The 17,579-nt window shown below is 48.2% G+C and carries 14 protein-coding genes and 3 tRNA genes; all 17 read right to left on the bottom strand.

Annotation, left to right across the window (positions count from 1 at the left end; genetic code table 11):
• Positions 1–50: 50 nt before the first annotated feature.
• The 17 genes from kdsA to BQ7489_RS09290 all read right to left on the bottom strand — a co-directional run bounded on the left by kdsA (position 51) and on the right by BQ7489_RS09290 (position 17,455).
• Entirely contained in the window at positions 51–857 is an 807-nt protein-coding gene (gene kdsA / locus BQ7489_RS09370) for a 3-deoxy-8-phosphooctulonate synthase (RefSeq protein ID WP_072532106.1), read from the bottom strand.
• Between the two features lie 7 nt (positions 858–864).
• Positions 865–1,797, bottom strand: a complete 933-nt coding sequence (locus BQ7489_RS09365; protein WP_072530776.1) for a diacylglycerol/lipid kinase family protein — start codon at positions 1,795–1,797, stop codon at positions 865–867.
• Positions 1,798–1,809: 12 nt separating this feature from the next.
• Positions 1,810–2,721, bottom strand: coding sequence for a tRNA (adenosine(37)-N6)-dimethylallyltransferase MiaA (gene miaA / locus BQ7489_RS09360; protein WP_072532105.1), 912 nt, complete (start codon positions 2,719–2,721; stop codon positions 1,810–1,812).
• 95 nt (positions 2,722–2,816) lie between these two features.
• Positions 2,817–5,135, bottom strand: coding sequence for a TonB-dependent receptor (locus BQ7489_RS09355; protein ID WP_072530775.1), 2,319 nt, complete (start codon positions 5,133–5,135; stop codon positions 2,817–2,819).
• Between the two features lie 108 nt (positions 5,136–5,243).
• A complete protein-coding gene (locus tag BQ7489_RS09350; RefSeq protein WP_072530774.1) occupies positions 5,244–6,038 on the bottom strand; it encodes a M48 family metallopeptidase in 795 nt (264 codons plus the stop codon).
• Between the two features lie 97 nt (positions 6,039–6,135).
• Positions 6,136–6,210, bottom strand: a tRNA-Pro gene (locus BQ7489_RS09345).
• Positions 6,211–6,235: 25 nt separating this feature from the next.
• A tRNA-Pro gene (locus BQ7489_RS09340) sits at positions 6,236–6,310 on the bottom strand.
• A gap of 38 nt (positions 6,311–6,348) precedes the next feature.
• Positions 6,349–6,423, bottom strand: a tRNA-Pro gene (locus BQ7489_RS09335).
• A 137-nt stretch (positions 6,424–6,560) separates the two neighbouring features.
• Positions 6,561–7,190, bottom strand: a complete 630-nt coding sequence (locus tag BQ7489_RS09330; protein WP_072530773.1) for an HAD family hydrolase — start codon at positions 7,188–7,190, stop codon at positions 6,561–6,563.
• 55 nt (positions 7,191–7,245) lie between these two features.
• On the bottom strand, positions 7,246–8,553 hold the full coding sequence (locus BQ7489_RS09325) for a sensor histidine kinase (protein ID WP_072530772.1): 1,308 nt from the start codon (positions 8,551–8,553) through the stop codon (positions 7,246–7,248).
• 12 nt (positions 8,554–8,565) lie between these two features.
• Positions 8,566–9,924, bottom strand: a complete 1,359-nt coding sequence (locus BQ7489_RS09320; protein ID WP_072530771.1) for a sigma-54-dependent transcriptional regulator — start codon at positions 9,922–9,924, stop codon at positions 8,566–8,568.
• Between the two features lie 41 nt (positions 9,925–9,965).
• The gene (locus BQ7489_RS09315; RefSeq protein ID WP_072530770.1) at positions 9,966–11,459 is read right to left on the bottom strand and encodes a TolC family protein; all 1,494 of its coding nucleotides are present in this window, start codon (positions 11,457–11,459) and stop codon (positions 9,966–9,968) included.
• Between the two features lie 29 nt (positions 11,460–11,488).
• Positions 11,489–12,742 (bottom strand): ABC transporter permease, encoded by a 1,254-nt coding sequence (locus BQ7489_RS09310; protein WP_072530769.1) that lies wholly within the window; start codon positions 12,740–12,742, stop codon positions 11,489–11,491.
• 3 nt (positions 12,743–12,745) lie between these two features.
• A complete protein-coding gene (locus tag BQ7489_RS09305; RefSeq protein ID WP_072530768.1) occupies positions 12,746–14,095 on the bottom strand; it encodes an ABC transporter permease in 1,350 nt (449 codons plus the stop codon).
• A gap of 32 nt (positions 14,096–14,127) precedes the next feature.
• Positions 14,128–15,429, bottom strand: a complete 1,302-nt coding sequence (locus tag BQ7489_RS09300) for an FtsX-like permease family protein (RefSeq protein WP_394334068.1) — start codon at positions 15,427–15,429, stop codon at positions 14,128–14,130.
• Positions 15,430–15,441: 12 nt separating this feature from the next.
• Positions 15,442–16,728: an ABC transporter permease gene (locus BQ7489_RS09295; RefSeq protein WP_072530767.1), complete on the bottom strand. Its 1,287-nt coding sequence runs from the start codon at positions 16,726–16,728 to the stop codon at positions 15,442–15,444.
• Positions 16,729–16,789: 61 nt separating this feature from the next.
• On the bottom strand, positions 16,790–17,455 hold the full coding sequence (locus BQ7489_RS09290) for an ABC transporter ATP-binding protein (protein WP_072532103.1): 666 nt from the start codon (positions 17,453–17,455) through the stop codon (positions 16,790–16,792).
• Positions 17,456–17,579: the final 124 nt, after the last annotated feature.

Raw genomic sequence — 17,579 nt, 5'->3', positions numbered from 1 at the left:
ACGGCATCCGATTTAACCATGTTCATCAAATGCCGTCCTTCTCATATTACTTAACGGATGCTTTGACGTATTCTGACCAGCTTTTCCAACAAGCCTTCCAGCAAATCAAGTTTCAACATATTGGCTCCGTCACTTTTAGCTACCGACGGATCCTCATGGGTTTCCAAGAACAAACCGTCCACACCTACTGCAATACCGGCTTTTGCAATAGTCTCTATCAACTGAGGCATTCCACCGGTCACCCCCGAAGTCTGATTGGGTTTCTGTAAGGAATGGGTAACATCTAGAATAACCGGATGACCGAATGTCTGCATTTCCGGAATGCCCCGATAGTCAACTATCAGATCCTGATATCCGAATGTCGTACCGCGTTCGGTAAGCATCACCTGGCTATTTCCCGCTTCAACCACCTTATCGGCCGCAAAACGCATGGCACCCGGCGAAAGAAACTGTCCTTTCTTGATGTTCACCATCTTTCCTGTTTTTGCAGCAGCCACCAGCAAGTCGGTCTGCCGGCATAGAAAAGCCGGTATCTGGAGTACATCTACATACTCGGCAGCCATGGCAGCTTCATCTGCCGAATGTATATCGGTTACCACAGGCACCCCGAATGTGTCACGCACCTTTGCCAGGATTTTCAAAGCCTTTTCATCACCGATGCCTGTAAACGAATCCAACCGAGAGCGGTTAGCTTTACGGTATGATCCCTTAAATACATAAGGTATATCCAACCTGTCGGTAATCTTGACCACTTTTTCGGCAATCCGGAGAGCCATATCTTCACCTTCAATCACACATGGTCCGGCCAACAGAAAAAAATTATCGCTTTGTTTCAAATCAGAGATAGTCTGTATCATCATATTATCAATTAGGAATTATTAAAGTCAACGCTTCCGGAGCGATGGTTATATCAATAGGGAAATGACGGTCGAACCAGATACGTCCGTCCAGACTGATTTCCGCATTCTGGGCACGCAGAATCTTCACATGACGTGTACGGTAAGGCTTTACCGTCTTGTGGTTCAGCAAACGTCCCTGCTGGAGCATCCATAATCCCGAAATCAATTCACGTAACTGAGGCCGGTACACCAATGACACATCCAGCCATCCGTTGTAAGGCACGGCACTAGGAGTAAGCCCGTATCCCCGTCCGCTCCCGATAGCTACAGCCATCAGACGTCCGCGGATATGTTCGTCATTAACCTTCAGATGCATTCTGTACAACTTCCGTTCAAATGCTACCAAGAACAAGGAAGAAAGATATGAAAGCAAAGGAATTCCCCAAAAACGGCGGGGTTCATTGGTAATAAGGACAATGCGGGCCCCCAACCCTATATATAAGGCATTGAGGAAATAACGGGTCTGATGTGTCTTTCCGTCATAATAGCTGAAAACACCCACATCCACCTTTCTCAAACGGCGGTTAATCAATACCTCAACGGCACCCTTATAGTCATCCGAGTCCAACCCCCAGTATTTGGCATAGTCATTCCCAATGCCATTGGGAATAATTCCCACGGCTATCTCATGTTTATCTTCCACATCCGAAGTCATCAGTCCGTTCAACGCATCATTGATTGCACCGTCTCCGCCTACCACAACAATCGTACGGTATCCGTTATTTGCCATCGTACGGGTAAGTCTTTCAACCGAACCGAATCCCTCCGAATGTACATAGTCATACCGTACTCCACGACTGTCCATATAATCACGTATTGCCTTCCAACGCTTCTGTGCTTTCCGACTTCCGGCTTTAGGGTTGTATACCACCCCCCAACGATCAGGTTCTACGGCCATATATTCTTATTTTTATTTTAATAATCCGATTATTTCATCCACTTTTTCCTCCATCGGTCGTGTCGCGTCAATCCAATGGATAGTAAAACCACGGCGTTCCATTCCACGGAACCAGGTCATCTGTCGTTTGGCAAACTGATGGATTGCTATTTCCAGCTGCCGGTACATTTCATCATAAGTCAGTTCACCTATTATATATAGGGTCAGGTACTTGTATTCCAATCCATAATAAATCAGGTCCTCCGGAGAAATTCCACCTTCAATCAGGGCACGTACTTCTTCAACCATTCCCTCATCCAGACGTTGCTTCAAACGGCGGGAAATCTTTTCCCGTCGCAGTTCCCGTTCAATGTCTACTCCTATAATCAGGCTGTCCAATGTAGGGAACTCACGTGCATCCACCGGCTGGTGCAGGTAATATTCCTCGATTTCAATGGCACGTATAGCCCTTTTTACTGTATCTACATCTGTAGAATTATGAAGTTTCTTATAACCCGAAAGTATCTGAGTCAATTCTTCCAATGATTTGTCTGCCAGGCTGTCCCGTAATTCGGGATTCTCCGGCACCGGAAGCAGACGGTATCCCTTCAGCACCGATTCCAGATACATCCCTGTTCCTCCGCACAATATAGGAAGTAAACCACGGGAACGTATATCTTCATAGGCTTTCAGAAAATCACGTTGAAACTCGAATACATTGTATTTATATCCCGGCTCTACAATGTCAATCAGATGATAAGGTATCTGTTTCCCGTCTACCATATAATCAACCAGATCCTTTCCGGTACCTAAATCCATACGGCGGTAAACCTGGCGGCTGTCACCGCTGATTATTTCCGTACCAAGCCGCGCAGCCAGAGCCGCAGCCAAAGGCGTCTTTCCCGAAGCTGTCGGTCCAAGTATCGTAATCAGATCATATTCCATACCTTTTATCCAATTGTTCCAAGACAAAGATAGCTCTTTTTCTTTAACCCGGAAGAATAAAACAAACGAAGTTTCATTTTATAATGCACCCCGACTTATTTTCCGGTCTGCATAATACCCGATTCCGAATCCTTGTTATTAAGTTTCTTGCTACCCGATACATAATGGCGTCCGAACGAGAAATTATAGCTCAACGAAATGAAAGCCATCTGGGCACTTTCCTTGACGTAGTTTGTCTTCCTGCTGGAAGCATACCGGTTCCAGTTTTCTTCCTGTACCTTGTAATCGTCGGTAAACGGGTTCACCATACCGCAACCTACATGCAAATCTTTCCATTTATAGCCCAACATGATTACCTGCAAATTCTCTCCTCCAGACAAAGTTTCACCGCTGAACGAATTCTGGTTGGTCTGAATCTGATAGATGAAAGAAAAATTCTTCCAGTTGGCCGATACGGTAGCATCCAACCACCAATTGGAATACCGGTGTTTATAGGTATTGCCATGACTGATAAAATGCCTTAATCCTCCGCTGACCGAAAACTGGAGAATATCCGCTATCGGACCTACACGCAATTGCACCATCGGTGCGATACGCTGCCAACTCTTCTGGTTGTCCCACGTCTGGATAATCTTATTCCCTTCCACAAACTTTTCATCCATAATCACGTTCGGCTTATAATTATAATCTATCCTGAAATACGTATGGAAGATTCCTTTCGACCATTCCCCGTCAAAAGTTGTGCTATACTGTAGATAAGGATCAAGGTTCGGATTTCCACGCTGTATCTGAAGAGAATCGATAACCTGGTCTATTGCGCTCAGATTTCCTAATGAAGGCATTTCATTGTTGACAGCCCAACGCAGGCGCAAATAGGTACGGTCATTGAAAGCATATTTCAAAGTCAGGCGTGGATTGAATGTATAATACTGATACAGATCGACAGTACCTTCCTGACGATAGAATGAACGGGTTCCACCTATTCCCAGCATATAATCCAGTTTCTCCGCCTTCCCCCGGAATTCACCATACAGATAAGTAGCCCCCTGCTGCATACGGGTATGATAATTATGCCCGTTTATGTATTTGTTATCCGAAAAAGAATGGGTATGGCGAAGCCCGGCTCCCCACCGGTTTCCGTTCGACAGCTTTTTCTCGTAAATACCCTCACCGATAACGGAATATTTGTTTCCATATACCTTGTTACGTACATCCGTCAAGATCTCGTTTCCACGGCTTTCCTGATATATACGGTTTGAGAACTCTTTGCTGTAGGTTCCTACAACATTGAAAATCATCACCTGGTCTTTCTTCAGATTCCGCTGATAATAGATATCCAAAGAGGGAATTTGCCGGTTCGACGGATTGTCATCAAACATATCCACATAATCCGATTCGTTCCCACGGTTGATCAACCTTCCACGAAACTGTTGAACGATCATACGGTTTCCCGAATAATTGAGCGAGACATTAAACTGGTACCGGTCATTATCCTGCAGATTATAAGCCATGTTCACCCATGCCTGCATGATCTTCCATTGTGAAGGGATACCCTGCTCATAACGGTGCAGTTCAAATCCGTTTCCCAGATTGAAATCTTCCTGATTATCACGATAGCCTCCATAAAAATTACGTGGACCGACCCAGAAGTTCGTGGAAAACTCTGATTTCTTATGATTGATCTTCACATTACCCTCATAGTTCCCCCATGCGACATGAGGTGACTGCTTGATTTCGAGACCGAAATTTCCTCCCGTTTCCGGACGTCGCACTATATAGTCAATAACAATTTCTGCATTTCCGTAACGCAAACCCGGATTATCATGGAATTCCACTCTGACCACTTCATCCGGACGCAGGGCACGAACCTCCTGAGCCGACACTTTCACTCCATTGATACGCATCTGTACTTCACCGTCACCCGGAATCTTGACCGTATTGTTCACCGGATCGATCTGAATACGCGGAAGCATCAACTGCTGAAGAAGTTCTACACCGTTGGCAGAAGCTTCCTGCTGGCGTTCGGACGGATATATTACTTTCTTATCCACTTCATTCCGTTGCGCAGAAGCTGTAACAGTCACATTTTCCAGAGAAAACGCTTCTTCCTCCAAAAGTATCTCACCCAAATTACGTGACCGGTCCAGAGCCTCCAGCCATATTTCCTGTGTCCGGTATCCCATGCTTGAAACCGACAAACGATATGTTCCCGAAGTTATACCTGCCAGTTCAAAACGCCCTTTCAGGTCTGAGGTTGTGCCTGCCACCATCGCCGAATCGGCAGTCTGCAACACGATATTGGCAAATTCTATCGGGTGATTTTCACTGTTTCTTATGGTACCCTTCAATTGGATCTGCTGCGCAAATCCGTTCAAACAGGCATACAAAGCTATCAGAGTACATAACATTCTCATGATTCAAATTCCTTTTTATGTTCTTATCCTTATTGTCGTTACATTCCATTAGACGACAACACATAGGGTTTGGTAACACAAAAAAGGAATTTTTTTCCTGAATCATTATTATTTCCCATATTTGGCTTTGATAGCCGGCAATTCCTTCTGTATATCACTGATACGGCGGGAATCACTCGGATGGGTACTCATAAATTCCGGTACACCAGCCTGTCCGCCAGCCGCCATCTTCTGCCAGAAAGTAACGGCAACATCCGGATTGTATCCGGCCATAGTCATTAAGACCAGCCCCATATAGTCAGCTTCCGATTCGTGTTTTCTTGAAAATGGAAGCACCACTCCATACTGGGCACCTACCCCATATACCGTATTTGCTATCGACTGTAATGCCGTACTCTTTTCAGACAGGCTCTGACTCAAGATCTGTGCACCATATTGGGCAAGCACCTGCTGGCTCATACGCTCATTGCTATGTTTGGCAACGGCATGGGCGATTTCATGTCCCAAAACCACAGCCAGTTCATCATCGGAAGAAACCAGTTTCATAATCCCTTCATAAACGACAATCTTACCGCCCGGCATGCAGAATGCATTCACTTCATCTTCTTTGACCAGATTGAATTCCCATGAAAAATTACTGATTTCACTGCTCATCCCATTCTCACGCAGATACTGTTCGGTAGCAGCAGCCAACTTTTTCCCTACGCGGGTAACCATAGCCGTCTGTACCGTATTGGAAGAACGCGGAGCATTCTGCATATACTCCTTATATTGGGTCAGACTGGATGAAAGGACTTCCTGATCGGAAACCAACAACAATTGTTTACGCCCCGTAAGAGGAACGCTACCACAACCTGCCAGAAGAAACAGGCAGACAAGTGACAGAATACTGATCTTTTTCATAACCTTCGGTTTTATAACAATGTAAAAATAAGATATATTTCTTTAAAAGACAAATAAAAAAGGAACAACGAACGTTATCGTTGCTCCTTACCTTCTGTCGGGGTAGCGGGATTCGAACCCACGACCCCCTGCTCCCAAAGCAGGTGCGCTAACCGGACTGCGCTACACCCCGAATCTGTATTTTTCCATCTCTTCCGTCGGGGTAGCGGGATTCGAACCCACGACCCCCTGCTCCCAAAGCAGGTGCGCTAACCGGACTGCGCTACACCCCGAAAAAGATTAAGGATTGCTTTTGTTTTCCTTCTGCCTGTCGGGGTAGCGGGATTCGAACCCACGACCCCCTGCTCCCAAAGCAGGTGCGCTAACCGGACTGCGCTACACCCCGAATCACAAGGCTTGTTTTTTCAAAAGCGATGCAAAGGTATGGCTTTTGACATTAATATGCAAACTTTACAGGCATTTTTTTAGAACTCTCACCACCGATTCTTTACAGCATGCGACATATCAATCAGTTACGCCCCACTATTTCACAACCTTCAGCGCTTTTATCAGCGCTTCACGCCAATCGGTAGCATTTTCTACCAGCAATACATGAAGTCCCAGTTCCTTTCCACGCTCGATGTTCGCTTTCCCGTCATCTACGAAAAGGGTCTCTTCCGGATTCATGCCTGAATCTTCCAGCATGAACTCAAATATCCGGGGATCAGGTTTGGTATATCCTATCTGATACGACAGATACATCTTGTCCATATATTCATCCAATGGTTTATGGTATCCGGTAAACCCTGCACTGCATGCCCATCCTATAATATAAGGATTGGTATTACTTAGCAGATACAACCGATAACCTTGCTTGCGCAGATTTTCCAGGCAGTCAAGTTTACGTACATCCACCCCGGGAATAAAGCCAAGCCAGGCCTTCTGCACCTCGGCCTTTTCCAGCGTACGTCCGCAAAGATGTCCCAGTTCTTTCCGGAATGCCTCCTCGTCCAACTTGCCTTCTTCCAGGTCCTGGAAAATTCCGGTCTGGTGATACTTGTCAAGCCTTGTGTCAGCATCGGCCAGACCGATAGCCACAAATTCCTTGACAGCGTTCTCACGGCTCAAATCAACAATCACTCCACCCAAATCGAATACTATATTCTTTATCATGATTCAAACTTTTTGTTCACCACAGCAAAAATACACAATATCCCGACAATTGGCATCAAGATGCGGAAGGAAAAGAAATACGGAAACGGGTCATCCCGTCGGGATAGGTACGCAAAGAAAAAGTACAGCCATGCTTGGTCAGTACTTCACGGATAAAGATCAGACCGATCCCCTGTCCGTTAGGTTTGGTAGAAAAGAAAGGGCTGAAAAGTTTGGCCTCCACCTCCCGGCTGATACCCTTTCCGGTATCGGCTATCTCCAGCATAACCGGCGAAGCGGTAGTCCGGATGTAGATGTCACCACCTTCTCCGATACTCTCGGCTGCATTTTTGATAATATTTACCAGTACCTGTTCAAACAGAACGGTATCTATCCGCACCATCGGATTCTCAGGACAAAGCTCGTTATGCAAGGTAATCTGCCGGTCACGACATACCGTTTCCATAAACATCCGGCAGGCTATCACCCGGTCGTTCAGGTGTACCTGTTCCAGACAGGGCTCAGGAATCTTCACCACATTGGCAAAATTGGTGATGAAGCTGCTCATCCCGTAACAGCGTTCCACGCACACCCTCATCACTTCCCGCAAATCTTCCGTATCTTCCACCTCTTTCAGAGCATCCCCTACCGTCTCCAATGTGGAAGTAATGCCGGCCGTCGTATTGTTCACCTCATGAGCAATCATACGGATCACTTTCTCATAGGCTTTCTTTTCGGCTTTCACTACTTCGGTAGTGAGACTTTCTATCAGTACAAAAGGATGCGCAAAGCCGTGATCCACAAACGACAACCGTGAACATCGGTAGATTTTCGCGTCACTCAGACGGATCGTATCGGTCGTATCTTTAGGAAGACGTGCTATTTCCTCAGCCAGCGGAGTATCCAGTTCCTGAAAACCTTTCCCCCTCAGTTCATCCGACACCATATATCCCAAAAAACGTAAAGCAGCCTCATTCAGCATGGAAATCTTCCCGTCAAAATCCAGAATAACCACCCCCATGGGAGAAACATTAATGAGAAGGTCAAGAAAATGATTCTGCTCCCGAAGCCTCAGACGTTCATTCTTCAACTGGTCCATCATACGGTTGAACATAGCCACAATCCGGTCGGCTTCAGCCTGTCCTACCGGCGCCAGACGGCTGCTGAAATCCTGTTCCCGAAGCAGATCCATACCGTTGGCTATACTGTTGAGCGGAGTCACTACCTTCCGGTAGAAATAGACCAGCACCAACAGGCAGAGCATAATTACCGCCTCGCTTACATATAGCAGAGTACCTCCCTCCTTCAAGGTAAAAGACAACAAGATGCCCCACACCACAACCAGTAACAGGAACAGCAGAAAGAACAATGTCTTCAGTTTCATAAATGTACCCTATTAATCGTTGAATGAAATACCGTATTTTTCCAACCGACGATACAAGGCGCCTCTGCTGATCCCTAAGGATACAGCCGCTTGTGAGAGATTGTTACCATGTGCTTCAAGCGCCTGCAGAATGGTACGTTTTTCCATCTCTTCGAGCGTCAGCCCCTGCAGACTGTCGGTATGCTCCATCGGATAAGCGGCCGGATGATACTGGGCTTTGAAATCATTGGCTGTCAGTTGTTCTTTCCCACATACCAGCAAAGTACGCTCCACCAGGTTTTTCAGCTCACGGATATTTCCCGGATAAGGCAAGCTGCTCAAAAAATCCATGGCATCATCGGTCAGTTCTACCGGAGAAAGACCGTCGGCCTTACAACGGCTATCGGCAAAATGACGTGCCAGCAGAGGAATGTCTTCACGCCGCTCGCGCAAGGCCGGCAGATGCACCGTAATGAGATTGATACGATAAAATAAATCTTCACGGAAGGTATGTTCGTGTACCATCTGCTCCAGATTGGCATTCGTAGCACACACTACCCGTACATCCACTTTCCGCGGACGGCTTTCGCCCAAAGGCTCGAAAGTCTGTTCCTGCAATACCCGGAGCAGCTTCACCTGACACGCCAGATCCAGCTCCCCTATCTCATCGAGAAAAATGGTTCCCTTGTCCGCCAGCTCGAAACGTCCCTTGCGGTCGGCTACAGCATCAGTAAAGGCTCCCTTCTTATGGCCGAACATCTCGCTCTCGAACAGGGTCTGCGAAATACCGCCCAGATTGACCTTCACGAACGGTTTGTTCCGGCGGGGACTGTTCAGGTGGACAGCTTCGGCTATCAGCTCCTTACCCGTTCCGCTTTCACCCGTCACCAGTACCGGAGCTCCGGTATGCGCCACCCGTTTCACCGTAGCCAGCACATCCATCAGGGCTTTGCTCTTTCCGATGATATGACTCCGGTCAAACCCGTCGTCATCAGTCACAGGCAACTCTCCGGCACCGTCCTTCGCCGCCAGTTCCAGAGCAGTCTCAATGCGTTGCATCAAGGCCGCATTGTTCCAAGGCTTCGTAATGAAATCGAAAGCCCCGGCCTGCATTCCCTGTACGGCCAACGGAATGCTTCCCCAGGCCGTCATCAGAATGACCGGCACATCGGGACAGAATATCTTAACCTGTTTCAACAATACCAACCCTTCTTCACCATTGGTGGAAAGGCTGAAATTCATATCCATCAGAATGAGTTGGGGTGTAACGGAACGTACCGCTTCCAAAGCTTCCTTGGGGTTGGAAACTGCCAGAACCTCGTACTTCGCCCGCTTGAGCATAAAGCTGAGCGAAGAACGGATTGCACTATCATCATCAATTATCAGTATCATAACATCGGCAAAAGTAAATATAAATCGCCTATTCCGCGGTTTTATCTTCTGACTATTTTCTCAAAATCGGCATCAATGCCCGTATTGGCAACAAAATCCCAAAGTGTCAGGCTACGTAGCTGGTAGTAATAATACCAGTAGTAGAAGAGTTCGTTGATGTGCTTGCGGCGTGCCTCATCCTTCTGACTCTGAGAATCGTTCAGATCGAGGGTGGAAATCTTTCCGATAAGAAAAGTCTCCACATTGGTGTGATAACGCTTCCGGGCGATACGGTCGGCTTCATCGGCCAGGTGAAGCTGGGTCTGCTGGTTGTTGAACTGCTCCACCAGAATGAAAATATCCTGATTGAAGTTCATCGACTCCTGACGCAGCTTGCTTGCGGTCACTTCTCGGTTGCTCTGTGCCACCTTTACCTGTCCGCGGCGTTTTCCCCAGTCCAGTATCGGAATCTTGAACCCGACCTCTACCACCTGATTATCCTTCAGGCGTCGGTAAGCACTGTCGAAGCGGTTATCCGTACCGGTAAAACCCACTTGGGCAAAAAGGGTGATTTCACGCATGTTTCCTTTCGCCTTGGCCACCTCGTAATCGGCCTCCAGCTGACGCCGGCGGATGTTGTGGGCAAAAGAATTGTTGGCCAGTGCCTTCTGGAGCACATCGTCGTAGTCAAGACGTACATCGGGCACCGAATCGGGCACTACCGGTTCCAGTTCCTCGTCTTCGCCCAACGCAAGAAAAGAACGGAGAGTAAACATACTGCTCTTCAGAGAGCTTTCGTCCGAAGTCAGTGTAGAACGAGCGTCCAGCATATTCAGCTCCAGTTGCAACAAATCGTTCTCACTGATCTGCCCCATACGTCGTTTTGCCTTCGCCACTTCGTAAAGCTTCTCGGCGTTGGCCAGGTTCTGGCGGGCAATGGCCACATTCTCGCGTGCCAGCAGGAGATTGAAGAAATGGTTGATGGTAGTCATTGTCACCTCTTCGGTCGCACTCAGAAAGGCTGCTTTCGCCTCGGCATAGCGTACCGGTTCGATACGACGGTTCCACTTGATGTTATTCACGCCAAAGATAGGCTGGTTCAAAGTCAGGGCAACCGGTACGGACATGAAGCGATTCCCCACCGTTCCGTCCATCTGACGAAGAAAATCAAGCGACGTATTCAATGACAGGGTACCTCCTGTAAACCAGATATTCTGATCGATGGAAAGTTGTCCGTTCATCTGTAAGTAGTTGTTCCGCACGAAAGTGTACGAACCATCATCCTGCTGATTAGAATTGTAACTTTTGTTGTATGAAGGCAGGGTAGCCGTAAAATTCACTTCGGGCAACAAATCGGCACGGAAAGTGCGGTACTCCCAGTAAGCAGTCTTCAACTCGTTCAAAGCCACGGCGGCATCCACACTCTGTACGCGTGCCAAAGTAATGGCTTCATCCAACGTAATGGTACGTTGCCGCACCGGAGTTTCTGTTTCTCCGGTTGCAAACACCGTGTCAAGAGAGAGTAAAGAACAAATAAGTAAAAAAGTTCGTTTCATATTTTCAGGATCATAGGATTCTACAAAAATTATTCATCATGTAAGGCCTCGGCAGGCTGCACCTTCATGGCCCGTCGGGCAGGATACCAGATACCCAGGACAATCATCAGAGCCATGAGCAGGAACGCTCCTCCGAAACATTCCACAAAACGCATCACAGAAACATCGAGCAACGTATGCACCGTCAGATCGGCCCATTGGATATTGAAGGCAATCACCAGGGCCGGTATCACCGCCAATAGCAGAAGAGTAAGCCCTTCCAACAGAAAATACCGCATCAACACCCGTCGGCTGCTTCCCAATGCCATACGCAAAGCTATCTCACAACGACGCTTTCGGGTACGGTACCAGAAGGTAGCAAAGACACACAGAAAGACATTAAACAAAAAGAAAGCTGCCACGGCATAAACTGTATTGAGGTAATTTACCGTTCCTTCCTGAACGTCATAAGCCTCCTTCATATCGTCATACGAGCGGATATTATCCAAATAGAAGATTCCGCGGTCGAATACCGGCTGCATGTCACGCCGGAAACGCTCGGCAAATCCTGCTACATGATCGGGCGAAACCCGTATCGCCACATGCTGCCAGAACAAGGCCTTATCGGCAGGCAAGTAAATGAAAGGTTCATATCGCTCATAGTCACCCAGCTTGTGTCGGGGCAGAACGGCGGCCACCCGGTAATTGGTCACCGGATTTTTCGTGCTCAACCAATAGGGATTGAAGCAAGTCCTGCCTACCGCATCACCCGCATGAGGCAATTGGAACAGAGAATCCACCAAGTCAACACTCATCAGTGCGGGAACAGGATTTTCGGCCGGTGACCAGTGCTTCTCATCCAACTGCCCGGCCAAAGGATTCAGGCGGAATACCTTGAAGTAGGAAGATGTCACATATCTGATGTAACAATTTACGACATTCGTAGAATCAGTATGTGGCGCATATCCTTCGGACATTACCTCATTCGTATAAGGGACACTCCCGTAATAGGCACAAACTTCTTCTACCCCGGGATAATCCTTTATCAGGTTATACAAGTAGGTGAAATCTTCTCCGGCCCGCCGGTTGTCTGTATCGTTAATGAACTCCAACGGTTTGGTACCCATCGTCAGGTCGAACACACACGAGGTATCATATCCTTTGGATTTCCAGGCCGCCCCTTCGAAATTATACACTACATCGATACCATACCACAACAATACGGTCACGATACATAATTCGGCCCAAAGCCAGGCGTTGGTACGCCGCTGGTTCCATATCTGATTGAAAATCTGTTTCCACATAACTTATTCTCCTCCCGTCAATGTATATGAAATACTTCTATGTACGGCTATCCATGCGGGCAACAATACGGATAAGGCATTGAACACCAGACAAGCCGCCAGTACCGTCAGGAACAACGACGGACGCAACAACAAGTCGCTACCCAACACGATACCTTCCAGTTCCACACCCCCTGTACCGAACAACCATGCACCACCTGCCAATACCAACGCACACGACAATCCATACCCCAACACGCCTCCTATCAAGGTGGTAGACAGACTCTCGAAAAACAATCGTCCGATAATATCGGCATTGGAAGCCCCATACGCCTTACAGATGGCTATCTCGCCCAACCGGCTCTGCATCTGGGCGTGAACCAGTCCTGATATGCCCACGGCGGGCACTACCAGCAGAATCACCAGCAACAATCCATAAACCAGTCCCGCATTGATACTTCCATCACGGAAAAAGGTATACTCCGTATGCGTATACAGACGCGGATCCTGAAGGATATACTCCAGTCCCTGCTTGTTTAGCTGTTCCATCCGGCGATTCACTTCAGCACGTACTTCCTCCGCTGAAGTATCTGGCGACAAGTGGAGGACGGTATAATGAAATCCTATCAGACCGCCGGTACTGATAGAAGGATCCACATTTTCTTCGTAGGTCAACGTAAACGGTTCCCATACATCGGCATATGCTGTCTGGAAAATGGAGCTGACATTACGTACCACACCTACGACACGGACTTCCTGGAAATCCAGTAGGAATTGCTTGCCTACCGCCTCGACGGTTCCTCCGAACAACTCACCAGCCAGTTTTTCACTGATGACGACAAACCGGCGTACCACACCGTCATCCCGGTTGCGGACGCTCCGCCACTCGTCATCCGCCGTTTCGAAAGCAGCCCGTCCGGCATCATACTCAGCCTGAGTAAACGGACGTCCAGCCAGGAAATCGTAACGAAAGAAATCAAACCAGTTGGCTGCTACGGGGCGGAGCAATACCGGATAACGGTCGGACGAGGCAGGCAAGGCACACACTGCCTTCTGCAGACCTCCGTGAAAGGTCAGTTCATCCACCCCCGGCAGGTCGTCAAAAAAAGCATGGAAGGCAGTCGGTCCCAATCCCCGGTATCCCCACATATTTGTACCGTCGGGACGCATACACTGAGTGCCATAGTTGTAAAGTACCTGACTACGACGTGTCTCCGGTGCTACATCTGCCGTACGGAAATCATAAACCATCACCACCACCATCACAAAGGCCATGGTAACCGCCGTTCCTATTACACACACCGCCGTATAGAAACGGTGCTGGTTCAACTGGTTCAAGAGTAACCGTAAACTATGTCCAAAAGAATACCTCATACCCGAGTCTTTTTAAAGATTCCACATTCTTATCATTCATCGTGCAAGGCTTCGGCAGGCTGTACCTTCATGGCCCGACTGGCAGGATACCAGACACCCAACACAATCATCAATGTCATAAGCAGAAACGAAAGCAGTAAGGAGGAGAAGAAACGGAAAGCATCGAAAGGCAGTTTCTCGACATCCACCAGTTCAGCTAAACCAATGTTCAGCGCAATAAGGGCAGCAGGCACGGTGGCCAGTATCAGAAGCAACAGGCCTTCAGTTATCAGAAGTACGAAGACACCCCGGCGTGTACTGCCTATCGCCATGCGAAGAGCAACTTCCTGACGGCGATGCTGCGTACGGAACCAGAAGGTACCGATAACGCCCAAAAAGATATTGAGCAGCAGGAAGCACAGAATACAGAGCTGTGTCCGCACCTCGTTCACATCCTCCAGTTCACTGACATATTGCAATTGAGTGAAAGGCTGGATGTCAAGAATATAAATATTGCCTATACGATAGAGACGGTCGGCATCAGCCATCAGTTGCTCCACGAATCCGTGGTCGGCTTCGGGTTTCACGCGTAGGCTCAGTTGCAGGTAAGCCGGATTCTCATATTCTATCATATGCGAACGAGAGAAACCGATAGCAATGAAAGGGCCTCCCCACTGGTCGGACGTCTCGAAATGATTCCAGCGCATAGGTTCGGCAATGCCGGCTACACGCGGACGAGAGTCGCTGTCCATCGTCCACATGGGCAATTGTCGGCCAAGCAACGGAGTGGCATCAGGCATGCCGAGTGCCTCATAGCGGGCGGCCACGTTACGTGACAGAATCATTGTACCAGGATCCAGCACAGCAGCCAGCGAGTCGGAACTCGTAGTCCGCACCGTCTTCCCATCAGCTCCTTGTACGGCTACTCCTTGAATGTGGAACAGGCGCATATAGTCCGGCTGAACCAAACGAAGCATGGCATGAACAGGCACCGTATCTACAAAAGTGTCGATGCCATTACTACCGTCACTATAGGGAACACTGTTCTGCGAAATGGCTACCGCTTCCACGCCGGGACGATGACGCAGACGTTCGGCTATCTCCAGCAAGGCATCCATGTTGTCTTCCACGGTCTGATTAGGGTCATACAAAGCAGAATTAGATGTCAGACGGTTCACCGTCACCTCGTAACAATGCTCGGTATCAAAACCCATCGGTGCAAAATAGACACGTGCCGTCGTGCAACACCAGTCCACAATGTACCACAGCACCACAAAGACCACCAGTAGTTCCAGAGCAAGGAAAAAGTTGCTCCGCCATTCGTTTCGTATTTGAATCAATAGTTTTCTGATCATATTTTTTGCTTTTTAATGCACCTTACCGTTAATCGCTTCCACAATATTCATTCTTGATGCCCGCCATGCAGGAATACCCGCACTGAGCAGATTCATCAGCAGACAAAAAATAAAGGCAGCCATAAATATCCACGGGCTAAGCAGGGCACTTGCCGTCAAGCTGGTCTCGCCCGACAAATAAGCATTGGTTGAGTTACCGAAAAGGAAACCGTTCAATAGATAAGTCGCGGCATAACTCAGGAGCAACCCCAGCAGACCCGCTACACAGGTCAGGAGCAGATTCTCCCAGAATACTTGCTGCATCAGCTCGTTTGCCGTAGCACCAAAGGCTTTGCGTACCCCAATTTCCGCCATTCGTTTCCGCATGCGTGAAAGAGTCATGCTGCTCAGGTTGATGGCTGGTACAATAAGCAGAATGAGCATTACGACGACATAACGTAGAACTACGCCTTGAATATCGGGCTCCTGGCTCCATGTACGGTAAAGATGAGTGAACTGTGTATCAGGCTGTCCGCGGTAAAACACCTCTACCCCGTCTTGTGCGTCGTTGTATTTCTGCCGCAGGCGTTCACATTCCTGACGTATGGCCGGAAAATCCGTCCTGCTATGAGCCAGGATAACGGCACGCATCGGCCCCATCAGGTTGTAGCCCCACGAATTGGCCTCGGCATCACCGGCCGTGTAGGGTATCCACACCTGGGCATAGGAATCTGTAGCCAGCATGGAAACGTCGGCCACCACGCCGCACACCTGGAAATCCACGTAATTCAATTCAATATGCTGTCCGCTGACATCCGTCCGCCCGAACAGGCGGCGGGCCACCGAAGCGGCAATGACGGCACGAGGCAGACCGCTGTTCAAATCGGCTGCCGTAAAGGGCTTGCCATCGAGAAAGCGGAATTGAAACACCTGCCAGAAGTCTTCGTCGGTCTGCACCATGTCAACAGTCGTCTTGGCACCGGCCGGTAATAAGGCCTTTACCTTACTGGGAGATGACACAAGGGTAACAGCTTCGGCTGTTGTCAACGCCTTAAAACATTCACGGCCTGTTTGCACCGACATTCTCGAATTGGCAGAACTGCCGCTCATATCGCCTTTGGCACGATAGGACATATTGGGGACGTATAATGAACGGCTGCGGTTCACCTCCGGCTCGCAATCGGCCGTACGCACCCGCAGGGTGATGACGATAACCATGATCATACAGATGGAGAGTGCGGTACCCAGTATGGAAATCCAACTGATGACAGGATTTTCACGCAAATGCCAGAAGGCTTGTCTGATATATTGTCTAAACATATTTAATTATCTTTTCTTCTTCACAAGCTTATTTATCCTAATCAGATTCATTTGAAACCTGTTATTCCACCTGGCGCCCGTCGAAGAAACGTACCGTACGTGAAGTCTGTTTGGCCTGCTCCTCATTGTGTGTCACCATTACAATGGTGCGCCCGTCTTCCTGATTGAGCTGATGCAATAACTCCATGACTTCAGCACCCATCTTGGAGTCCAGGTTACCGGTCGGTTCGTCGGCCAGAATGATTTCCGGATTTCCGACAATGGCACGGGCAATCGCTACACGCTGGCACTGGCCACCGGAAAGCTGTGTAGGCATATGCCGCATACGGTGGCTCAAACCCACTTTCTTCAGCACCTCTTCGGCCAGATGCCGGCGTTCTTTGGCCGAAACTTTCCGGTATAAAAGCGGAAGTTCTACATTATCTATCACATTCAATGAATTAATCAGATGAAACGACTGAAAAACGAATCCCAGATTCTTGTTACGGAAAGCGGCCAGTTCCTTATCTTTCATGCCTTCTACCCGCGTACCGGCTATCTGAATGGTTCCGCTCGTCGGCGTATCCAATAATCCCATTATGTTAAGCAACGTTGATTTTCCACATCCGGAAGGTCCCATAATACTGAGGAATTCTCCTTTTTCCACATTCAGATTCACGTTTTCCAACGCCTGAGTCTCTATTTCGTTAGTTCGGTAAATCTTATTGATTCCAGTCAATTCAATCATGTTCATAATCTAATCATTATTAAGTAATACATTTTCAAATTTCATAATCAGAGAATCAAAAGTCATGCCAGAAATGCTTCCCATTGATTATCTGAATATTATCAAGATAGAAAGTGTCCGTTTC

Source organism: Bacteroides ilei, assembly GCF_900128495.1.
Lineage (GTDB): Bacteria > Bacteroidota > Bacteroidia > Bacteroidales > Bacteroidaceae > Phocaeicola > Phocaeicola ilei.
Note: the sequence above shows the minus strand (reverse complement) of the source record. Positions and strands in the feature narration are given on the sequence as shown.

Bases quoted from the DNA above. Each gene is read 5' to 3' on its own strand.
- kdsA (WP_072532106.1), bottom strand. From the start codon at position 857: ATGATACAGACTATCTCTGATTTGAAACAAAGCGATAATTTTTTTCTG.
- BQ7489_RS09365 (WP_072530776.1), bottom strand. From the start codon at position 1,797: ATGGCCGTAGAACCTGATCGTTGGGGGGTGGTATACAACCCTAAAGCC.
- miaA (WP_072532105.1), bottom strand. From the start codon at position 2,721: ATGGAATATGATCTGATTACGATACTTGGACCGACAGCTTCGGGAAAG.
- BQ7489_RS09355 (WP_072530775.1), bottom strand. From the start codon at position 5,135: ATGAGAATGTTATGTACTCTGATAGCTTTGTATGCCTGTTTGAACGGA.
- BQ7489_RS09350 (WP_072530774.1), bottom strand. From the start codon at position 6,038: ATGAAAAAGATCAGTATTCTGTCACTTGTCTGCCTGTTTCTTCTGGCA.
- BQ7489_RS09330 (WP_072530773.1), bottom strand. From the start codon at position 7,190: ATGATAAAGAATATAGTATTCGATTTGGGTGGAGTGATTGTTGATTTG.
- BQ7489_RS09325 (WP_072530772.1), bottom strand. From the start codon at position 8,553: ATGAAACTGAAGACATTGTTCTTTCTGCTGTTCCTGTTACTGGTTGTG.
- BQ7489_RS09320 (WP_072530771.1), bottom strand. From the start codon at position 9,924: ATGATACTGATAATTGATGATGATAGTGCAATCCGTTCTTCGCTCAGC.
- BQ7489_RS09315 (WP_072530770.1), bottom strand. From the start codon at position 11,459: ATGAAACGAACTTTTTTACTTATTTGTTCTTTACTCTCTCTTGACACG.
- BQ7489_RS09310 (WP_072530769.1), bottom strand. From the start codon at position 12,742: ATGTGGAAACAGATTTTCAATCAGATATGGAACCAGCGGCGTACCAAC.
- BQ7489_RS09305 (WP_072530768.1), bottom strand. From the start codon at position 14,095: ATGAGGTATTCTTTTGGACATAGTTTACGGTTACTCTTGAACCAGTTG.
- BQ7489_RS09300 (WP_394334068.1), bottom strand. From the start codon at position 15,429: ATGATCAGAAAACTATTGATTCAAATACGAAACGAATGGCGGAGCAAC.
- BQ7489_RS09295 (WP_072530767.1), bottom strand. From the start codon at position 16,728: ATGTTTAGACAATATATCAGACAAGCCTTCTGGCATTTGCGTGAAAAT.
- BQ7489_RS09290 (WP_072532103.1), bottom strand. From the start codon at position 17,455: ATGATTGAATTGACTGGAATCAATAAGATTTACCGAACTAACGAAATA.